The organism is Micromonospora sp. DT62 (genome assembly GCF_049847285.1).
Classification (GTDB): Bacteria; Actinomycetota; Actinomycetes; order Mycobacteriales; family Micromonosporaceae; genus Micromonospora; species Micromonospora reichwaldensis.
In genome coordinates this window covers 208,672-228,276 of the sequence record NZ_JBNCOB010000004.1, presented here as the reverse complement: position 1 = coordinate 228,276, position 19,605 = coordinate 208,672, and the positions used below count along the sequence as shown (strand labels likewise).

The following is a 19,605-nucleotide window of genomic DNA, read 5'->3' as shown; positions in this document are numbered from 1 at the left end:
CGATTCGACCAGGCCGCTGATTCGTTCTCCGGCCGGTCAGGCGGCGCGGCGGGCGCGGCGGCGGGCTTGGATGAAGGCTGCGTCTCCGCGTAGGCCGTGCCACCAGGCCCACGGAACGCTGGTCACGTACCGGCCGATCGAGGCGAAGACCGGCGCGGCGTCGGCGTCGCGGCCGGTGCGCGCCAGCCCGTACGCCAGGATGTTCGCGTCGTTCAGCCAGTCGGCGTGCCGGGTGGCCGGCTGGTGGAACCACCGGGACAGCGCGTTGTCGAGATCCGACTGCATGACCGGGTCCTGCCGCCACCGCTGGCTGACCTCATCGGCGCTGCCGGCCTGGGATGCGCGCTCCTGCTCCCACAGCGCCCACTCGGCGGCGGCCTGCACCGGCAGCACGTGCAGCGGCGAGCCCGCAGGCGCCGCGGCGGCGACCGACCGGGCGAAGCCGAACATCGCCTCGTGCGAGCCGCTCCACTTCCGGCAGTGGTAGGTCAGCTTGAGCAGGTGCCCCTCCCGATGCCAGGGGTCGCGCCGGGTCAGCTCACGCCACGTCTCCTCGACGTCCTCCCGTGGCGTGCTCTGGCCGATCATCAGGTCCAACAGGCTCACGTACGGCGTGGGGTCATCGGGTGCGAGCCGCATCGCCAGATCGTTCACCTGCCGGGCCAACTGCAGCAGGCGGTTGAACTCGGTCCACTGCTCCGGACGGACGCTGGCGGCCCAGTCCCCGCCGCGCACCTCCCAGGCTCGCGCCATCAGGGACCGGGCACGTACGAGTTGCGCATCGGGACTGGTGGGCGTGCGCGCCGCCCAGCGGTCGGTCCAGGCGGCCGTGGTGTCGACCCGGCCGGTCGTAGGGTCGACCCGGGATCCCAGCCCACCGGCGGTCGACTCGGCCATGACGCGGACGTACCGCGCCCGACGGTCGTGGTCACCTCGGGTGGCAGCCAGAGCCTTCCGGGCGGATTCGGCGTCGGAGCCGTACCGCGCCTGCGTGCACGCCTCGCGCAGCACGGCGTCGTCCTGCGCCAGGTTCGTATCGATCTGGCGGGTGAGCAGCCGCCATACGGTCGAGATCACAACCAAGGATGGTAGGCGTCGGCTGGCGCCCTTCTCCGGCCTGGACCTGGCCCCCTCCGGGGAATAGGGGTCCTGTCGCACAAGTGAGGCGTTGTCGCCCGCCGGGCCTTCTGTCACGATCGCCGCACTGGAAGCCTTTCCCCCGCCGGGTGGTTGGGCTCGATCCCGTGCGGCCAGCGAAGGAGCCGATGGTGGACCACCCCCACGCGTTGACAGCCGAGCAACTGGACCAGTTCCGGCGCGACGGGCACCTGATCCTGCGGGGCGTGCTCCCGACCGGGACGCTGGACGCGCTGCACGGCTCGTTCAGCCGCGTCGTCGACCACCTCGCCCGGCAGTGGCAGCAGCGCGGGATGATCACCGAGACCTTCGCCGACCTGCCGTACGACCAGCGCTACCTGCGCCTGATCGAGTCCAGCCAGGTCCGCGTACCGGCCGCCTGGCGGCGGATCCTGGTGGGACGGCCGGTGTACGACCTGTGGCGCACCCCCGAGTTGCTCGGCCCGGTGCGCAGCCTGCTCGGCGACGAGGTCTACGCGCACGGCGTGTGGAACGCCCGGCCGCGCGACCCCCACGGCCGCACCCAGCAGGTCGCCTGGCACCAGGACGCCTACTACTACAAGGGCTGGGACGCCTCGGTCGGGCCGCTGCTGTCGGTGTGGATCCCGCTGGTGCCCGTCGACGAGGACACCGCCTGCCTCCAGTTCGTCACCGGCTCGCACACCCGGGGCTGGATCTCCCGCGACCGCCTGCCCAACGGCGAGTACGGCACGTCGGACGAGGCCGTCGGGGACGGCCCGGTCAGCACCGCCCGGATGGAGCCCGGCGACGTGGTGATCTTCACGGACACCACGCTGCACCGCTCGACGCCCAACGTGTCGGACCGCATCCGGTGGAACATCGACATCCGGTTCGCCCCGGCCGTCGACGAGGTGATCGGGAACTCGCCGCGCGGCTACCGCTGCTTCAGCGCCGCCGACCCGGCACAGGTCGAGTCGTTCGAGACCTGGGCCGGCCGGTACCGGTACGAGCCGGAGGACCTGCTGACGGAGCTGACGAACTTCGAGGAGGGCTACGACCTCGACGTGCTGAGGGCGTTCTCCCGGGCGTCGCCGTACGCCGACATCTACTGAGGGACGCCGCGGCTCAGCCGAGGTGGCGCTCGATCTCGGCCAGCTCCTCGGCGCTGAGGTCCGGGTCGTCCAGGGCGGCGACGTTCGCCTCCAACTGCGGCACGCTGCTCGCCCCGATGATCAGGCTGGTCATCCGCGGGTCGCGCAGCGCCCAGGCGAGCGCGAGCTGGGCCAGTGACTGGCCGCGCCGCTCGGCGATCGCGCCGAGCGCCCGGATGGTGGCCATCTTCTCCTCGCCGAGGTCGCTCTCGCTGAGGAAGACGCTGGTGCGCACCCGGGAGTCCGCCGGGATGCCGCCCAGGTAGCGGTCGGTGAGCAGGCCCTGGGCGAGCGGGCTGTAGGCGATGCAGCCCGCGCCGACGCGCTCCAGCGTGTCCAGCAGGCCGTCGTCCTCCGTCCAGCGGTTGAGCATCGAGTACGACGGCTGGTTGATCAGCAGCGGCGTACCCAGGTCGCGCAGGATCGCGGCGGCCCGCTCGGTCTGCGCGGAGTCGTAGTTGGAGACGCCGACGTAGAGCGCCTTGCCGGCCCGGACGACGGCGTCGAGGGCGCCCATCGTCTCCTCGAGCGGGGTGTCCGGGTCGAAGCGGTGCGAGTAGAAGATGTCGACGTGGTCGAGCCCGAGGCGGCGCAGCGACTGGTCCAGCGAGGAGACCAGGTACTTGCGGGAGCCCCACTCGCCGTACGGGCCGGGCCACATCAGATAGCCGGCCTTGGTGGAGACGACGAGTTCGTCCCGGTACGGCCTCAGGTCGGTGGCGAGTATCCGGCCGAAGTTCTCCTCGGCACTGCCCGGCGGCGGCCCGTAGTTGTTGGCCAGGTCGAAGTGGGTCACGCCCAGGTCAAAGGCGCGGCGGACGACGTCGCGCTGCCGCTCGTACGGCCGGTCCGGGCCGAAGTTGTGCCACAGCCCGAGCGAGATGGCGGGCAGCCGCAGTCCGCTGCGTCCGCTGCGCCGGTAGGTCATCTGGTCGTAGCGCTCATCCGCGGCGAGGTAGGTCACGGTCACCGACCCTATCCCCGCCGGTGGCGGGCGTGCGCGGCGAACGGGCCTGCGACAACGGACTCCGGGGTAGTTTCGGGACCATGCGTTTCGTTCCGCTCGACACCCCCAAGCCCCTGTCCAAGATCGGCCTCGGCACCTGGCAGTTCGGGTCCCGGGAGTGGGGCTACGGCCCCGAGTACGAGCGCCGGGCCGCCGACATCGTCCGGCGCGCCGTCGACCTCGGCATCACCGTCTTCGACACCGCCGAGCTGTACGGCTTCGGCCGCAGCGAGCGGATCCTCGGCGAGGCGCTCGGCGACGACCGGCCGAAGGTCGTACTCGCCACCAAGATCTTCCCGATCCTGCCGGTCGCCCCGGTGGTGCAGCAGCGGGCGGTCGCCTCGGCCGCGCGGCTCGGCGTCACCCACCTCGACCTCTACCAGGTGCACCAGGCCAACCCGCTGGTCGCCGACCACACCACCATGCGCGGCATGCGCGCGTTGCAGGACGTCGGGCTGGTCGGCGAGGTCGGCGTCAGCAACTACGGCCTGCGCCGCTGGCAGGTCGCCGAGGCGGCGCTCGGCCGGCGGGTGCTGAGCAACCAGGTCCGCTACAGCATGATCGACCGCGGGCCCGAGCACGACCTGCTGCCGTACGCGAAGCAGGCCGGCCGCGTCGTCATCGCGTACAGCCCGCTGGCCCAGGGCTTCCTCTCCGGCCGGTACGACGCCAAGAACCTGCCGAGCGGCGCGGTACGCCGGGCCAACCCGTACTTCCTGCCGGAGAACCTGGAGCGCGGCGCGACGTTGATCGAGACCCTGCGGCAGGTGGCCGACGCGCACGACGCCACGCCCAGCCAGATCGCCCTCGCCTACCTGCTGCGCCACCCGAACGTGCTGGCCATCCCCGGCGCGTCCGGCGTGGAACAGGTCGAACGCAACGCGGCTGCCGCCGACATCGACCTGGCCGACGACGAACACGCCGCGCTGGCCCGCGCGGCGAAGGAGTTCCGCCCGATCACCGGCCTGGCGGCGGCGCCCCGCCTGCTCCGGGCCCGAGCCGGAAGGTGAGCCGATGGACGACATCACCGCACTGATCCTCGACGACCACGCGGCCTTCCGCCGGGGCTTCGCCCGCCTCGACGACGCCCGCGACGAGCACGAGCTGCTGGCGATCTGGGACGCGCTCGCCCTGCACCTGGACGTGCACGCCGAGGCGGAGGAGGCGATCCTCTACCCGCACCTGGTGCGCCACGGCGACGACGGCGAGGCCGAGACCGTCGACGCGATCGGCGACCACAACAAGATCCGCGACGCCGTCGCCGAGTCCAAGCTGCACCCGGTGGGCTCCGACGAGTGGTGGGCGGCGGTGCGTACCGCCCGCCGGGAGAACAGCGAACACCTCGCCGAGGAGGAGGACGAGGCGCTGCCCGACTTCCGCCGGCACGCGAGCGTCGAACTGCGGGCCGAGCTGGGTCGGCGCTGGCTGACCTTCCACGGCGAGCACAAGAACGGCCGCGACCTGGCCTTCGCCGACAAGGACCCGCAGCGCTACGTCGACGAACACCGCCGCTGACCGGAACGCCGATCTCCCCGACGCGGGGGAGTCGGCCCGGGGCGCGACCGGGACAGAATGGGCGGGTGAAGCCCCGCACGGTCCTCGCCCCGCTGGTGGCCGGCAGCACCTGGCGGCGCGGCGTGTTCCTGCTGCTCGGCGGGGTGCTCGCGCTGCCGTACGTGCTGCTGGCGGTGGCCTTCGCCCAGATGTTGACCCGGTCGGACGCGCCCCGGCCGCTGGTGCTGGCCCTGCTCGGCGTCGCGGCGACCATCGCGGCGGTCCCCGTCTTCCTCGACGGCCCCCGGGCGTTGGAGATCGCCGCCGCGCGGGCCCTGCTCGGCGTCGACCTGCCGGACCCGGCACCCGGGCACGCCGTCGACCGGGAGACCCGGCTGCGCGCGGCGCTCTGGATCGGGCTGCACCTGGTCAGCGGCGGACTGCTGGTGGCCGCCCTGTTCAGCGCCGTGCCGATGGCGCTGGCCTTCATCGGGCAGCAGTTCGGCCTCGACACCGGCATGACCGGCGGCGACCGGTTCGGGCCGTTCGACGGGCGGGACAGCGGCTGGCTGACCCTCACCGCAATCGTCGTGCTGGTGGCGCTCGGCTACGCCGTGGCCGGGCTGGGCGCGCTGGCGGTCTCGATGGCCCCGGTGCTGCTCGGCCCGGCCCAGGCGGAACGGATCGCGGCCCTGGAGGCGCGCACCACCCGGCTCGCCGAACGCAACCGACTGGCCCGGGAGCTGCACGACTCGGTGGGCCACGCCCTCACCGTCGCCACCCTCCAGGCCGGGGCCGCCCGCGAGCTGCTCGACCGGGACCCGGAGTTCGTCCGGCGCGCGCTGGGCGCGATCGAGGAGGCCGGGCGGACCGCCATGGACGACCTGGACCACGTGCTGGGGCTGCTCCGCGAGCCCGACGGCCGGCGGGCCGCGCCGGCGCCGCAGCGTACGCTCGCCGACCTGGACCGGCTGGTGGCCGACACCCGCGCGGCCGGCCTGCCGGTCGACGCCCGGCGCACCGGCGACCCGGCCGACCTGCCGGCGGCGGTCTCCCGGGAGGGCTACCGGATCGTCCAGGAGGGGCTGACCAACGCGGCCCGGTACGGGCGGGGGCCGGTCACGCTGCGCCTCGACGTGCACGCCGACGCGCTGGAGCTGGAACTGGACAACGCGGTGGGCCGGCGCCACCGCGCCGACCCGGGGCGGGGCGGCCGGGGCCTGGACGGGATGCGGGAGCGGGTGCTGCTGCTCGGCGGCCGGCTGACCGTCGGACCGGACGGCGACCGCTGGCGCATCCGGGTGCGACTGCCGTTCGAGGGGACCCGATGACGACCGGAACCGCGACGACCACCGGCGTGCTGATCGTCGACGACGACGAGCTGATCCGGGTCGGGCTGCGGGCGATCCTCGACGCCCAGCCCGACCTGGAGGTGCTCGGCGAGGCCACCGACGGCGCGGAGGTGCCGCCGCTGGTCGCCCGGCTGCGCCCCCGGGTGGTGCTGATGGACGTGCGGATGCCCGGCATCGACGGCATCCAGGCCACCCGGCGGCTGCTCGCCACCTCCGCCGACCCGCCCCGGGTGCTGGTGGTCACCACCTTCGAGAACGACGAGTACGTCTACGACGCGCTCCGCGCCGGAGCGAGCGGGTTCCTGCTCAAGCGGGCCCGGCCCGCCGAGGTGGTGGAGGCGGTCCGGGTCGTCGCGCGGGGCGAGTCGCTGCTCTTCCCTGCCGCCATCCGCCGCCTCGCCGGGGCGTACGGAGGGCGGGGCGCCGACCGGCTGTCGGCCGCCCGGCTCACCGAACGGGAGGCCGAGGTGCTGCGGCTGATGACCACCGGGCTGTCCAACCCGGAGATCGCCGCGCACCTGGTGGTAGGGGTGGAGACCGTGAAGACCCACGTCGGCAACGTGCTGGCCAAGCTCGGCGTCCGCGACCGCACCCAGGCGGTGATCGCGGCGTACGAGTCGGGGTTCGTCACCCCGTCGGGCTGAGCGTTCCCTCCCGAGGGGGAGTTGGTTCACCGCCGTACGGGAGGGCGGGCGAGGCCCGCCGGACGAGGCTGGGAAGCATGACGACGACCAATGTTCCCACCCATCGCCCGGCCCCGAGCCGGCTCGACCGGCTCGCCCCGCTGGCCGCCGGCTGGCTCGGCCTCTGGGGGCTGCTCGCCCTGGTCTCCGCCGTCACCGGTGCCGGCTACCCGTTCGGGGCGAACGATCCGCGCGGCGGCGAGGCCAACCTGCTCCGGCTGGTCCCCACCGACGTCGGCGCGCCGCTGTTCGCCGTGCTGCTGCTCGGCGCCGCGGTGGCCGCGCTCGCCATGACCGGCCCGGCCCGCCGCCGGGCCCGACCGCTGAACACCCTGCTGTCGGCGTACGCCTGGACGGTCGCGTTCCTGCTCGCCGTCGTCGTACCGGACGTGGGGGTGCTGACCATCCTCGGCTACCTCCCGATCCTGATCGTCGGCGCGCCGTTCGGCTGGCCGCCCGTGGACTACGCCGACGTGTTCACCTGGGCGCTGTTCGCGCGGTTCGCGGCCATGGTCGGCGGGGTGCTGCTGGCCGGGGCGGTGCTGCGCTGGCAGCGGCGTACCGCGGGCGCCTGCCCGACGTGCGGGCGCGACGGCGCCGACCACGGGTGGACCTCGCCCGCCTCGGCCGCCCGCTGGGGGCGCGTGGCGGCCTGGACCGCGGCCACCGTCCCCGCCCTGTACGCGATCACCCGGCTCGCCTGGGCGGTCGGCGTCCCGCTCGGCATCGAGCGGTCGTTCCTCGACGAGATGCGCGAGTCCGGGCTGGTCTGGGCGGGCGCCGGGCTGGGCGGCTTCGCCCTGGTGGGCGCGGTCCTCACCCTCGGGCTGGTGCAGCGGTGGGGCGAACGGTTCCCGCGCTGGATGGTCGGCCTGGCCGGGCGGCCGGTGCCGGTCGGGCTGGCCGTCGTCCCGGCGACGCTGGTGGCGGTGGCGGTCACCGCGGCGACCCTCGGCCTGCTCGCGGCCCCGAGCTTCTGGGACTTCTCCGACGGGCTCAGCCTGGCCACCGCGCCGATGCTGCTCTGGCCGGTCTGGGGCGTCGCGCTCGGCGTCGCCACGTACGCGTACCACCTGCGCCGTCGGGGCACCTGCCGGAGCTGCGGACAGGGTTGAGGCTCACCCCGGCGGGGGCGCCCGGTCGACGGACCGGGCGCGCCCGTTCCCGTGAGCTAGCGTTGGTCGGGTGACTGCGCCTTCCTCGGTTACCCCGGCCCCACCGGCCGACCTGCCCGGCACGCTCGGCGAGCTGCGGGCGGCCGGCCACGCGTACCGCACGGTCAAGCAGGAACTCCGCGACAACCTGCTGGCCCGGATGCGTTCCGGCGCCGACCGCTTTCCCGGCATCGTCGGCTACGACGACACGGTGCTGCCCGAGGTCGAGCGCGCCCTGCTCGCCGGGCACGACATGGTGCTGCTGGGCGAGCGGGGCCAGGGCAAGACCCGGCTCATTCGCTCGCTCGTCGGCCTGCTCGACGAGTGGACCCCGGTGATCGCCGGCTCGGTGCTCAACGAGCATCCGCTGCACCCGCTCACCCCCGGCTCGCGGGCGCTGGTCGCCGAGGCCGGCGACGACCTGCCGGTGGCGTGGCTGCACCGCTCGATGCGCTACGGCGAGAAGCTGGCCACCCCGGACACCAGTGTCGGCGACCTGATCGGCGACGTCGACCCGATCCGGATCGCCCAGGGGCGCACCCTCGGCGACCCGGAGACGATCCACTTCGGCCTCGTCCCGCGTACCAACCGGGGCATCTTCGCCGTCAACGAGCTGCCCGACCTGGCCGAGCGGATCCAGGTGGCGCTGCTCAACGTGCTGGAGGAGCGGGACATCCAGGTCCGCGGCTACCAGCTGCGGCTGCCGCTGGACCTGTTCCTGGTGGCCAGCGCCAACCCGGAGGACTACACCAACCGGGGCCGGATCATCACCCCGCTGAAGGACCGCTTCGGCGCCGAGGTGCGTACCCACTACCCGGTCGACCTCGACCTGGAGCTGGCCCTGATCCGGCAGGAGGCCGACCTGGTCGCCGAGGTGCCGGAGCACGTGCTGGAGGTCCTGGCGCGGTTCGCCCGCGCGGTGCGCGAGTCGCCGTCGGTGGACCCGCGCTCCGGGGTCTCCGCCCGGTTCGCCATCGCCGCGGCCGAGACGGTCGCCGCCGCCGCGCTGCGCCGCGCCGGCCTGCTGGCCGCCGCCGGCACGGTGCCTGACGCCGAGCTGTCAGGAAGGGCACCTTCCACATCAGAAGGCGATGACAAGGTGCCCTTCCTCTCATCCGAGGGGGCGGTGGCGCGGGTGGGGGACGCGGTGTCGGTGACGAGCACCCTGCGCGGGAAGGTCGAGTTCGAGAGCGGCGAGGAGGGCCGGGAGGTCGAGATCCTCGGCCACCTGCTGCGCACCGCGACCGCCGAGACGTTCCGGGCCCGGCTGGCGGGACTGGACCTCTCCGGGTTCACCGCCCTCGTCGACGAGGACGCCGTCATCGAGACCGGCGAGCTGGTCGGCTCCGCCGAGTTGCTGCGCCAGGTGGGCACCGTACCCGGCCTGGCCAAGGCGCTGGACCGGCTCGGGCTGGGCGACGCGCCCACCCCGGAGCAGGTCGCGGCCGGCGTGGAGTTCGTCCTGGAGGGGCTGCACCTGACCCGCCGGCTCGGCAAGGACGTCACCGACTCTGGCCGGACCCGCTACGGCGGCCGGGCCTGAGCATGGCCGGCGACCGGTTCCGGTACGGGCAGTGGCGGGGCGGCCCCGACCCGCTCGCGCCCCCGTACGACGTGCGGGGGGCGGTGGACGCCGTCGGCGCCGAGGTGCTGGCCGGCGGCAGCCTCCGGGAGGCGCTGCGGGACCTGCTGCGGCAGGGGCCCCAGGGGCGCGGCGGCCTCGACGACCTCGCCGCCCGGGCCAGGCGGCTGCGCCGGGAGGCGTTGCGCCGGGGCGACCTGGACGGGGCGGTCACCCGGGCCCGGGCCCTGCTCGACCAGGCGCTCGCCGCCGAGCGGGACGAGCTGCGCGGGCGCGGCGACGACGACGCGCGGTTCGCCGAGGCGGTGCTGGACAACCTGCCCCGCTCGACGGCCCGCGCCGTGGAGGAGCTGACCGGCTACCGGTGGAGCAGCGACGAGGCCCGCCGGACGTACCAGCAGATCCTCGACGGGCTGCGCGACGACGTGCTCGGCCAGCGCTTCGCCGGGCTGCGCGACGCGGTGCGCGCCTCGGCGGACCCGGCCGCGCAGCAGCGGTTGGCCGAGATGATGCGCGACCTCAACGACCTGCTGGCCCGGCACGCCCGGTCGGAGGACACCACCGACGCCTTCGCCGAGTTCATGCGCCGGCACGGCGCGTTCTTCCCCGAGCAGCCGGCCGACGTCGACGAGTTGGTCGACGTGCTGGCCCGGCGCTCGGCAGCCGGTGAGCGGCTGATGCGCTCGCTCTCGGACCGCCAGCGCGAGGAGCTGGCGGGCCTGATGCGGCAGTCGCTCGGCGACCGGCTCGCCGGGGAGTTGTCGGCGCTGGACGACAACCTCCGGGCGCTCCGTCCCGACCTGCACCGGGGCCGGGGCGAGCGGGTGCGGGGCGAGCGGCCGCTCGGCTACGGCGAGGCCGCCGGCGCGCTCGGCGAGATCGCCGAGCTGGACGAGCTGCTGGACCAGCTCGACCAGGAGCATCCGGGCGCCACCCTGGACGACGTCGACGTCGACGCGGTGGCCCGGACGCTGGGCCGCGACGCCGCCGACGACGTACGCCGGCTGCGGGAGCTGGAGCGGGAACTGCGCCGGCAGGGTTGGGTGAGCCGGGACGCCGGCGGGCTGACCCTGAGCCCGAAGGCGCTGCGCCGGCTCGGCGGCACGGCGTTGCGGCGGGTCTTCGCGGACCTGACGGCCGGGCCGCGCGGCCAGCACGACCTGCGCTCGGCGGGCGCCGCAGGCGAGGTCAGCGGCGGCTCGAGGCCATGGGAGTACGGCGACGAGCAGCCCCTGGACGTGGTGCGGACGCTGACCCGGGCGGTCCGCCGCACCGGCTCCGGTGTGCCGGTCCAACTGGCCGTCGAGGACTTCGAGGTGGTGGAGACCGAGCGGCGGGCCTCGGCGGCGGTGGTGCTCTGCGTCGACCTCTCCTACTCGATGATCTCCCAGGGCCGGTGGGGCCCGATGAAGCAGACGGCGCTGGCGCTGGCGCACCTGATGGCCACCCGGTTCCCCCAGGACGCGTTGCAGATCGTCGGCTTCGGCCTGGAGGCGCTGCCGCTGACCCAGCAGGAACTGGCCGCCGTCGAGCCGGACCTGCGGCAGGGCACGAACCTCCAGCACGCGCTGCGGCTGGCCGGCCGGCACCTGCGGCGGCACCGGGACGCCGAGCCGGTGGTGCTGGTGGTCACCGACGGGGAGCCGACCGCCCACCTGGACCCGGACGACGGCGAGGCGCTGTTCCACTGGCCGCCGCTGCCGGAGACGATCGAGGCGACCGTGGGCGAGGTGGACCGGCTCACCCGCTACGGGGCCACGCTCAACCTGTTCATGCTCGGTGACGATCCCGGCCTGCGCCGCTTCGTCGACGCCGTGGCCCGCCGCTCGAAGGGCCGGATGTTCACCCCCGACCTGGAGGATCTCGGCGAGTACGTGGTCTCCGACTACCTCCGCACCCGGCAACCCCGCCGTCGCTGACCCGGTGGCCGCTCGACGGGCCCCGTCCGGGTGAACCATCCGCGGGAACGTCGCCTCGGGCGGCGCGGGCCGGGATTGACTGGGGACATGGACAGCGGCACGTTGCGGGGGGTGTACGCGGAGGTGCTCGCGGAGGTCGACGCGGGCGGGTTCGGGCCGCCGCCGGCCGGGCAGCTCAGCGCCGAGCAGATCGTCGCGCACCTCGCCGCCAACGACGAGCTGATGACCGAGGCGACCGAGGCGGTCCTCGCCGGCTCGCCGTTCGCCTACTACGACCTGGAGACCGTCCACCGCCCGCAGGTGGACGCGCTGGTCGTCGAGTGCGGCGGGCTGGCCGGGCTGGCCACCCTGCTGCGGGCCACCAGCCAGAAGCTCTGCGCGCTGACCGAGCGGCTCGGCGCGGCGGCGCAGACCCCGGTCGAGACCCACCTGCGGGAGGGTTTCGACCTCGTCGTCGACGAGCCGCTGCCCTGGGGCCGCACCCTCGACCTGCACGCCCGCGTCCACCTGCCGAAGCACCTGGCCCAACTGCGGATGCTGCGCGCCGGCTGAGGGCCTGCGGGAAACAGGTCGGGCACTGCGCCGACACGGGCGAGCGGAGTGGGCCGGCGGCCCCCGTCAGTCGACGACCCGGACGTCCTTCCAGAAGGCGACCCGGTCGCGGACCATCTCCGCCTCCGGCTTCGGCTCGGGGTAGTACCAGACCGCGTCGGCGCTGCTCCGGCCGTCGTGCTCCAGCGTGTAGTAGGACGCGGTGCCCTTCCACGGGCAGAGGGTGTGCGTGTCGGACTCGCGAATCAGGTCGTCGCGCAGGGCGGCGCGCGGGAAGTAGTGGTTCCCCTCGACCAGCACGGTGTCGTCGCTCTCGGCCACGACCAGGTCGTTCCAGACGGCTCTCGGCATGGCTCCCACGCTATGTCGCCGGCCCGGTGGCGGCCAGTGGCCCGACCACGTCGCGGACGCACCAGTGGACGTCCCCCGTCACAGGCGCCACAGCGCGTACAGTGACCGCATGTGTGCGGTCCGTGTGGATCATCATCCGGTCGACCACGACGGTGCGGTGGCCCAGTTGCGACGGTCCTACGCGGCGGTGCCCGCGGGTGCGCCGGTGCGGCTGGCCAAGCGCACCTCCAACCTGTTCCGTCCCCGGTCCGCCCCGCGCGCGCCGGGCCTGGACGTCACCGGGCTCACGGGCGTGCTCGCCGTGGACCCGGTCGCCCGCACGGCCGACGTGCAGGGCATGTGCACGTACGAGGACCTGGTCGATGCGACCCTGCCGCACGGGCTCATGCCGCTGGTGGTGCCGCAGTTGCGCACCATCACTCTCGGCGGGGCGGTGACCGGTCTCGGCATCGAGTCGACCTCGTTCCGCAATGGCCTGCCGCACGAGTCGGTGGTCGAGATGGACGTGCTCACCGGGGCCGGCGAGATCGTCACCGCCCGCCCCGAGGGGGAGCACGGCGACCTCTTCGCGGCGTTCCCCAACTCGCTGGGCAGCCTCGGCTACGCCACCCGGCTGCGCATCGAACTCCAGCCGGTACGCCGCTTCGTGGCCCTGCGCAACGTCCGGTTCACCCGGCTGGAGGCGCTCGCCGACGCGATCGCCGAGGTCGCCGCGACGCGGTCCTGGGCGGGGGAGGCGGTGGACGCGATGGACGGGGTGATGTTCAGCCCCGGTGAGGCGTACCTGGTGCTGGGCGCCTTCACCGACGACGCGCCGCCGGCCAGCGACTACACGGGGCAGGACATCTACTACCGCTCGCTGCGCCGGCGCACGCACGACGCACTGACCACGTACGACTATCTGTGGCGCTGGGACACCGACTGGTTCTGGTGTTCGGCGGCGTTCGGGGTGCAGCACCCGGTGCTCCGGCGGGTCTGGCCGGCACGGTGGCGGCGCAGCGACGTCTACCACCGGCTGGTCCGGTGGGAGCACCGGCACGGCGTGGCCGCCCGGATCGACCGCCTGCGGGGCCAGCCGGCGCGCGAGCGGGTGGTGCAGGACGTGGAAATTCCGCTGGAGCGGATGGCCGGGTTTCTGCGCTGGTTCGCCGGCGCCGTCGGGATGACTCCGGTCTGGCTGTGTCCGTTGCGGCTGCGCGAGCCGTCCGGTCCCGGATCGGCCCGGGCCTGGCCGCTCTATCCGCTCCGGGCGGGGCAGAACTACGTGAACGTCGGCTTCTGGGGCAGCGTGCCGATCGCGGCCGGGGCCGCCGACGGCGACGTCAACCGGGTGATCGAGCGCATGGTGTCGGAGTCGGGCGGCCACAAGTCGCTCTACTCCGACGCGTACTACGACCGGGAATCCTTCGACCGGCTCTACGGCGGCGCGACGTGGCGCGCGGTGAAGGACCGTTACGACCCGGACCACCGGCTCACCGGACTGTACGAGAAGGCGGTAGCGAGAGCATGAGCCTGACCGATCGAGACCAGGGGGCGGCGAGCGCTCCCGCCAGCCCGCCGGCCGGGAGCCGGAGCCCGGGTCCGACCGTGGCGGACGTCGTCCGCGCGTTGACGACCGGCGCCCTGCCGGTGCGGGTCACCGGGTACGACGGCAGCGCGGTCGGCCCGGCCGACGCCGGCATCACCCTGTCGATCCGTTCCGAGCGGGGCCTGACCTATCTGCTCACCGCCCCGGGCGACCTCGGCATGGCCCGGGCGTACGTCGGCGGCGACCTGGCGTTGCAGGGGGTGCACCCGGGCGACCCGTACGAGGCGTTGCGGGTGCTCAAGGACGAGCTGCGGCTGCGTACGCCGTCGCTGGCCGAGGGGCTGGCCCTGGTGCGCGGGCTGGGCTGGGAGCGGCTGATGCCGCCGCCGCCCCCGCCACAGGAGGCGCTGCCGCGCTGGAAGCGCCTGGTGAACGGGCTGCGGCACTCCCGCACCCGGGACAGCACCGCGATCTCCCACCACTACGACGTCTCGAACGCCTTCTACGAGAAGGTGCTCGGCCCGTCGATGACGTACACCTGCGCGGTCTTCCGCTCGCCCGACGAGACGCTGGAGCAGGCGCAGGCGGCCAAGTACGACCTGGTGGCGCAGAAGCTGGCGCTGAGGGCCGGCATGCGGCTGCTCGACGTGGGCTGCGGGTGGGGTGGCATGGTCCGGCACGCGGCCCGCGAGTACGGCGTGCAGGCGCTCGGGGTGACCCTGTCCCGGGCGCAGGCCGAGTGGGCCCGGGCGGCGATCGAACGGGAGGGGCTGACCGGCCTGGCCGAGGTGCGCCACCTCGACTACCGGGACGCGCCGCGCGAGCAGTTCGACGCGGTCTCCTCGATCGGTTTGACCGAGCACATCGGGGTGCGCCACTACCCGGCCTACTTCGGGGCCCTGCGGGACCGGCTGCGGCCGGACGGGCGGCTGCTCAACCACTGCATCACGCGGGCCGACAACCGCGCCCCGCACCGGTCGGGCGCGTTCATCGACCGCTACGTCTTTCCCGACGGGGAGCTGGCCGGCCCGGGGCGCCTGGTCGGCGAGATCCACGACGTCGGGTTGGAGGTGCAGCACGAGGAGAACCTGCGGCTGCACTACGCGCTGACGCTGGCCGGCTGGTGCCGCAACCTCGTGGCGCACTGGGACTTCTGCGTCTCGGAGGTGGGGCCGGGCACGGCCCGGGTGTGGGGCCTCTACATGGCCGGGTCCCGGCTGGCGTTCGAGCGCAACGGCATCCAGCTGCACCAGGTGCTCGCCACCCGCCTCGGTCCGGAGGGGGCGAGCGGCTACCCGCTGCGCCCCGACTGGCTGCCCTGACCGCGTCCGACAGCCGCGCCGCCCGTCGGCGCGGCTGTCGCCGAAAGCTATTGACAAACAAATTTTGTACGTACAAACTGATTTTGCCATGAGAGACGTCCTGTACCTGGAACAGATCGAGCAGGCCGAGGTACTGCTCAAGCCGCACCGCGTCGAGGTGCTGCGACAACTGGCCGAGCCGCGCACCTGCACCGAGGTCGCCACCCGGCTGGAGCAGACGCCGCAGCGCGTCTACTACCACGTCAAGCAGCTCGTCGCCGCCGGGCTGGTCGAGCTGGTCAGCGAACGCAAGGTCCGGGGCATCACCGAGGGCATCTACCAGGCCGCCGCCCGGTCCTACTGGCTGTCCCCCCGGCTGGTCGGCCGGATCGGCCTGCGCCGGGCCCGCGACGAGCTGAGCCTCGGCTACCTGCTGGACCTGATGGAGGAGGTCCAGGAGGACATCGCCGGGCTGGACCGCGCCGCTCCCGAGCTCCCCTCGATCGGCGTCGCCGGCGAGATCCGGGTGCCGGCGGAGCTTCGCCAGCAGTTCCTGCACGACCTGCAGAGCACTCTGCAGGACCTGTTCACCCGCTACGGGGGCGCCGAGGGCGACGCCTTCAAGCTCGCCGTGGCCTGCTACCCGAAGGGGAAAGAACGTGACTGAACCGATGAGGCTGCCCGTTCGTCTCGCCGCGCCGGCCGAGGCCGTCCGCCGCGCCCTGACCGACCCGGCCGAGCTGCGCGTCTGGCTCGCCGAGCACGCCGAGGTCGAGCTGCCGCGACGGTACGAGTTCTGGGGCCGCCACACCCCGGAGGGCGACGCGCCGCACCAGCGGCTGATACACGTCGACGACGACACGCTGCGCTTCGCCTGGCTGCTCGACGGGGTGGAGACCACCACCGAGTTCGCCCTGCGCGCGGAGGGCCCCGAGACCACGGTGCTGACGCTGACCCAGAGCCACTTCGACTTCGCCGAGGCGATGAGCGGCAGCACCATCCGGGGCGTGCTCCAAACGTTCTGGAGCCTGTCGCTCGCCAACCTGGCCGCCCACCTGGCGGGGCAGTCGCTGCTGCCGAAGGTCGACTTCGCCTCCGCCGAGATGCGCGGCGAGCTGCTGATCGACGCGCCGGCGGCGAAGATCTTCGAGTCGCTGACCGACTCCGAGCAGGCCAGCGCCTGGTTCGGCTACCCGATCGGCATCGAGCCCTGGGTCGGCGGCCGCTACGCCATGGGCGGCTTCGAGCACGGCTACGCGGCGAAGGTCGTCGACCTGGAGCCGGGCCGGAAGCTGTCGGTGGACTGGGGGCCGACCGGCGTCAGCACCTGGGAACTGGCGGAGTCGCAGGGGAAGACGAAGCTGACCTTCGTGCAGTCCGGCTTCGACGAGCAGAACCCGCCGTACGGGGCGTGGGCCGGGTCGGTCTCGTCGCTGTTCGAGCTGCGCCGGTTCCACGAGATGAAGGACTGGCAGCCGATCTGGCTCCCCGCGGAGGTCCCGGGCCTGGAACCCGAGCCCGCGAAGGCGACGAGCTGACGTACGCCCCCGGACGCGGGGCGTACGACGGAAAATGCCTGGCCGCATGGAGCGGGCCAGGCATTTTCCGTGTGGTCAGGCGATGGCGGCGATGTCGCCGTCGTCAAAGTAGATGGCCTGGTGCAGTCGCCCGCCCAGGGCTGCCGCGTAGCGGGCCACCACGTCCTGGCCCGAGACCCTGCCCTGCTCGATCTGGGAGACCCGGCCCTTGGTGACGCCCATGCGTTCGGCGATCTGCTGTTGGGTGAACCCCCGGGCACGGCGGATCTCGGCCAGGCGATGCCCGACGACCTCGGCGAGGAGTTCCTCCTTGCCGGCCCGCACCGCATCCTCGCCGCCCGCGCGGCGCACGTACTCCGCCCGGATGTCCTTCCAGCGCACGTGGCTGCTCACCGTCGTCCCCCTCCTGCTGGATTCGTTCCTTCAGGTACGCCCGGCCGCAGCTCCTTGAGGTTGGCGATCGCCGACCCCGCAATGGTGTCGACGAGCGGTCGGCCGAGTCCCGGCCCGGCCTCGGCCAATGCGTCGATGGCGTGGACGACTCGCGCGAGGGTCGGGGGATCCAGGTTGTCTATCCATTCGCGGACCTCGTCCACCACGAAGATGTCCCACTCCTCCTGCTCCACCAGCCGAGTATACCGAACGCTATACCCTGCGTGTGGGTGTGGCCTTCGTCGCGGAGTGTCGAGAAGGTCGAGGTGATAGTCGGGCCTCTGGTGGGTACTGGGGGGCGATGTTCTTCATCTTCGGGCTCCGCACCAAGGTCAGCCAGTCCGGCGTGGTGCAGCAGGTCTGCCGCAACTGCCACAACCAGGCCGCGCAGGTGATCACGCGCCGATCGACGAAGTTCAGCCTGTTCTTCGTGCCGCTCATCCCGATCCGCACCCGCTACGTGCAGCAGTGCACCTTCTGCGGCGCCCAGTACGACATCTCCCGGTCGGAGGCCGAGCGCCTCCCGGTCGGCTGAGCCCACCGATGGCCCGTTTCCTCTGCTGGCTGATCGGCCGGCAGCCCGCCGTGCCCGCGCCCCTGCACACCGTCTCCCGGCCGCCGTGCACCCCCGGCCGCCGCCGCCGTCGTCGCCGCGACCGCCGGCCGCTGGCCGGCACCGCCCTGCCCCGTTCGCCCTGGAACCGCTCCGCCGGGCGCTGACCGGTCCGTGATCCGCCGAGGCACGGCGGACTGGTGGGGCCGTGCCAGGATGTGGCGGTGTCGTACCCCCCTCATGCGTCGTACCCGCCCATGCCCGGCCCCGTGACGCCGATGGTGTACCCCCACCCGATCGCGCCCCCGCCCGGCTACGCGGTGCTCGTCGTCTCGGTGAACCGCGGCCCGTACATCGTGCCCGCCCCCACCACGAGCAAGTTCAAGGTCGACGGCCAGGCGGTGCCGATCCCCGGCGAGGGCACCTGGTACGTGGTGATCCCTCCCGGGCCGCACGACGTCCGGTACACCGACTTCCTGGGCATGCCGCTGATCACCACCGCGTTGGTCGCCCATCCCGGCACGGCGTACCACCTGTCGTTCCGCTTCGGTGGCTGGCGCAACCGCGCCTACGACGGGTACGGCACCGACGTGACGAAGTTCGGGCTCTGGTCGAACTACAGCATCGCGCTGGTCACGTTGGGGGCCTTCGGGCTGATCTGCTGCGGTTTCCTGGGGCCGTTCACCACCCTGCTCTGAACTGAACCCGGGCGGCCCGGCCCCGGGCTGACGGCTGCGGCGGGTGCCGCCGGCCGGGGCGGCGCCGGGCGCGGGCGGCGGGGACCGCCTATCGTGGCGGATCGTGACGAGCACCGAGGAACGACTGGCCGCGATCCGCGGCGGCGTGCCACCGAGGCGGCACAACGCGCGCACCATCGCCGCCCTGACCGGCAACCCGGGCTGCACCCGGCGGGCCGTGCTGGACGGCGCGGGGGTGGACAAGCCGAGGCTGGCCGAGCGGATCGGCTTTCCCGCCCGGTTCGGGCAGTCCCGCTTCGCCATCACCCGGGGCAACGCGTTCGAGGCGCAGGTCAAGGCCGACGGCGGCGCCGAGCTGCTGCGGCTGGTCGCCGAGCGGCTGGGCGTACCGGTGCCGGCGGCGGCGAGCTGGACGGACCTCGGCGACGGCGTCGAGGACGACACGGCCGCCCGGCACCGCCGCTCCGCCGCGCTGCTGACCGGCGCCACCCCCGGCGGGACGGACGACACCGCCGCACTGTTCGACCACCCGCTGCTCGGCCTGGAGGTCGCCGGCCGCCGGGTGCACCTGGAGCCGGACCTGGTCGCCGCCCGGCTCGCGGGCCGCTTCCACGTTGTCGAGATCAAGTCCTTCCCGGTGGTCGACGGCCAGGCCGACCCGGCCAAGGTGTCCGGCGCCGCGATCCAGGCCGCCGTCTACGTGCTGGCCCTGCGCGAACTGCTCGCCGCCGCCGGCCACGACCCGGAACTGGTGTCGCACGACGCGGTGCTGGTCTGCCCGCGCGACTTCGCCAACCAGCCGGTGGCCAGCCTGGTCGACGTGCGCAAGCAGCTGCTGGTGCTGCGCCGCCAGCTCGACCGGATGGCCCGGGTCGACGCGCTGCTGGCCGCCGTGCCCGAGGACTTCACCGCCGACCTGACGGTCGAGCCCGCGGCCCTGCTCGCCGCGCTGTCGCAGGTGGAGGCCCGCTACGCGCCCGACTGCCTGGCGGCCTGCGAGCTGGCGTACTTCTGCCGACACGAGGCGCGCGGGCACACCGGGGCGCTGGGCCGGCCGGTCCGGGAGGCGCTCGGCGGGGTCGCGGAGGTCGACGAGGTGCTGGCGCTGGCCGCTGGCGAGCGTGCCCCGGAGCCCGGGCAGGAGCAGGCCGCCGCGCTGCTGCGGGCCGCCGCCCGGTTGCGCGCCGACGCCCTCACCGGGACCCCCTCATGA

The 19,605-nt window shown here is 73.7% G+C and carries 21 protein-coding genes and 1 pseudogene; 17 read left to right on the top strand and 5 right to left on the bottom strand.

Going from position 1 to position 19,605, the window contains the following annotated elements; translation table 11 throughout:
- Nucleotides 1–36 precede the first annotated feature (36 nt).
- Nucleotides 37–1,077, bottom strand: coding sequence for a DUF4034 domain-containing protein (locus ACPXCB_RS08550; RefSeq protein WP_425873760.1), 1,041 nt, complete (start codon nt 1,075–1,077; stop codon nt 37–39).
- A 191-nt stretch (nt 1,078–1,268) separates the two neighbouring features.
- Here ACPXCB_RS08550 and ACPXCB_RS08545 point away from each other — a divergent pair, with 191 nt between their 5' ends.
- Nucleotides 1,269–2,210 carry a phytanoyl-CoA dioxygenase family protein gene (locus ACPXCB_RS08545; RefSeq protein ID WP_425873758.1) on the top strand — a complete coding sequence of 314 codons (942 nt, stop codon included), beginning with the start codon at nt 1,269–1,271 and terminating at the stop codon, nt 2,208–2,210.
- 13 nt (nt 2,211–2,223) lie between these two features.
- Here ACPXCB_RS08545 and mgrA read toward each other — a convergent pair whose 3' ends face one another.
- Nucleotides 2,224–3,219, bottom strand: coding sequence for an L-glyceraldehyde 3-phosphate reductase (mgrA, locus tag ACPXCB_RS08540; protein ID WP_425873756.1), 996 nt, complete (start codon nt 3,217–3,219; stop codon nt 2,224–2,226).
- Between the two features lie 77 nt (nt 3,220–3,296).
- On the opposite strand from mgrA, the gene ACPXCB_RS08535 reads away from it, so the two are divergent.
- From ACPXCB_RS08535 to ACPXCB_RS08500, 8 genes are all read left to right on the top strand, one after another.
- On the top strand, nt 3,297–4,265 hold the full coding sequence (locus ACPXCB_RS08535) for an aldo/keto reductase (protein WP_425873755.1): 969 nt from the start codon (nt 3,297–3,299) through the stop codon (nt 4,263–4,265).
- 4 nt (nt 4,266–4,269) lie between these two features.
- Nucleotides 4,270–4,770 carry a hemerythrin domain-containing protein gene (locus ACPXCB_RS08530; RefSeq protein ID WP_425873753.1) on the top strand — a complete coding sequence of 167 codons (501 nt, stop codon included), beginning with the start codon at nt 4,270–4,272 and terminating at the stop codon, nt 4,768–4,770.
- A 65-nt stretch (nt 4,771–4,835) separates the two neighbouring features.
- Nucleotides 4,836–6,080 (top strand): sensor histidine kinase, encoded by a 1,245-nt coding sequence (locus tag ACPXCB_RS08525; RefSeq protein ID WP_425873751.1) that lies wholly within the window; start codon nt 4,836–4,838, stop codon nt 6,078–6,080.
- Complete coding sequence (locus ACPXCB_RS08520) at nt 6,077–6,745, top strand: response regulator transcription factor (RefSeq protein WP_425873750.1); 669 nt, start codon at nt 6,077–6,079, stop codon at nt 6,743–6,745. Before ACPXCB_RS08525 ends, ACPXCB_RS08520 begins: the two co-directional genes overlap by 4 nt.
- A gap of 77 nt (nt 6,746–6,822) precedes the next feature.
- Entirely contained in the window at nt 6,823–7,899 is a 1,077-nt protein-coding gene (locus ACPXCB_RS08515) for a hypothetical protein (protein WP_425873748.1), read from the top strand.
- A gap of 70 nt (nt 7,900–7,969) precedes the next feature.
- Entirely contained in the window at nt 7,970–9,481 is a 1,512-nt protein-coding gene (locus ACPXCB_RS08510; RefSeq protein WP_425873747.1) for a magnesium chelatase, read from the top strand.
- A gap of 2 nt (nt 9,482–9,483) precedes the next feature.
- Nucleotides 9,484–11,439, top strand: a complete 1,956-nt coding sequence (locus tag ACPXCB_RS08505) for a VWA domain-containing protein (protein ID WP_425873745.1) — start codon at nt 9,484–9,486, stop codon at nt 11,437–11,439.
- A gap of 87 nt (nt 11,440–11,526) precedes the next feature.
- Entirely contained in the window at nt 11,527–11,991 is a 465-nt protein-coding gene (locus ACPXCB_RS08500) for a hypothetical protein (RefSeq protein ID WP_425873743.1), read from the top strand.
- A 66-nt stretch (nt 11,992–12,057) separates the two neighbouring features.
- On the opposite strand, the gene ACPXCB_RS08495 is transcribed toward ACPXCB_RS08500, so the two are convergent.
- Nucleotides 12,058–12,342, bottom strand: a complete 285-nt coding sequence (locus ACPXCB_RS08495) for a DUF427 domain-containing protein (RefSeq protein WP_425873741.1) — start codon at nt 12,340–12,342, stop codon at nt 12,058–12,060.
- Between the two features lie 109 nt (nt 12,343–12,451).
- Here ACPXCB_RS08495 and ACPXCB_RS08490 point away from each other — a divergent pair, with 109 nt between their 5' ends.
- The 4 genes from ACPXCB_RS08490 to ACPXCB_RS08475 all read left to right on the top strand — a co-directional run bounded on the left by ACPXCB_RS08490 (nt 12,452) and on the right by ACPXCB_RS08475 (nt 16,709).
- Nucleotides 12,452–13,852, top strand: a complete 1,401-nt coding sequence (locus tag ACPXCB_RS08490; protein ID WP_425873739.1) for an FAD-binding oxidoreductase — start codon at nt 12,452–12,454, stop codon at nt 13,850–13,852.
- Nucleotides 13,849–15,192, top strand: coding sequence for a class I SAM-dependent methyltransferase (locus tag ACPXCB_RS08485; protein ID WP_425873737.1), 1,344 nt, complete (start codon nt 13,849–13,851; stop codon nt 15,190–15,192). Before ACPXCB_RS08490 ends, ACPXCB_RS08485 begins: the two co-directional genes overlap by 4 nt.
- An 88-nt stretch (nt 15,193–15,280) precedes the next feature.
- Nucleotides 15,281–15,838, top strand: a complete 558-nt coding sequence (locus tag ACPXCB_RS08480) for a helix-turn-helix domain-containing protein (RefSeq protein WP_425873735.1) — start codon at nt 15,281–15,283, stop codon at nt 15,836–15,838.
- Entirely contained in the window at nt 15,831–16,709 is an 879-nt protein-coding gene (locus ACPXCB_RS08475) for an SRPBCC family protein (protein ID WP_425873734.1), read from the top strand. The genes ACPXCB_RS08480 and ACPXCB_RS08475 overlap by 8 nt, the downstream gene beginning before the upstream one ends.
- Nucleotides 16,710–16,784: 75 nt before the next feature.
- Here ACPXCB_RS08475 and ACPXCB_RS08470 read toward each other — a convergent pair whose 3' ends face one another.
- Entirely contained in the window at nt 16,785–17,102 is a 318-nt protein-coding gene (locus ACPXCB_RS08470; RefSeq protein ID WP_425873732.1) for a helix-turn-helix domain-containing protein, read from the bottom strand.
- A 38-nt stretch (nt 17,103–17,140) separates the two neighbouring features.
- A pseudogene (locus ACPXCB_RS08465) lies at nt 17,141–17,335 on the bottom strand (type II toxin-antitoxin system RelE/ParE family toxin); the annotation flags it as partial.
- Nucleotides 17,336–17,442: 107 nt separating this feature from the next.
- On the opposite strand from ACPXCB_RS08465, the gene ACPXCB_RS08460 reads away from it, so the two are divergent.
- The 4 genes from ACPXCB_RS08460 (at nt 17,443) to ACPXCB_RS08445 (ending at nt 19,605) form a co-directional block, all read left to right on the top strand.
- Nucleotides 17,443–17,676 carry a zinc-ribbon domain-containing protein gene (locus ACPXCB_RS08460; protein ID WP_132233650.1) on the top strand — a complete coding sequence of 78 codons (234 nt, stop codon included), beginning with the start codon at nt 17,443–17,445 and terminating at the stop codon, nt 17,674–17,676.
- A gap of 8 nt (nt 17,677–17,684) precedes the next feature.
- Nucleotides 17,685–17,861, top strand: coding sequence for a hypothetical protein (locus tag ACPXCB_RS08455; protein ID WP_425873730.1), 177 nt, complete (start codon nt 17,685–17,687; stop codon nt 17,859–17,861).
- Between the two features lie 111 nt (nt 17,862–17,972).
- Complete coding sequence (locus ACPXCB_RS08450) at nt 17,973–18,392, top strand: hypothetical protein (RefSeq protein ID WP_425873983.1); 420 nt, start codon at nt 17,973–17,975, stop codon at nt 18,390–18,392.
- 103 nt (nt 18,393–18,495) lie between these two features.
- The gene (locus tag ACPXCB_RS08445; RefSeq protein ID WP_425873729.1) at nt 18,496–19,605 is read left to right on the top strand and encodes a hypothetical protein; all 1,110 of its coding nucleotides are present in this window, start codon (nt 18,496–18,498) and stop codon (nt 19,603–19,605) included.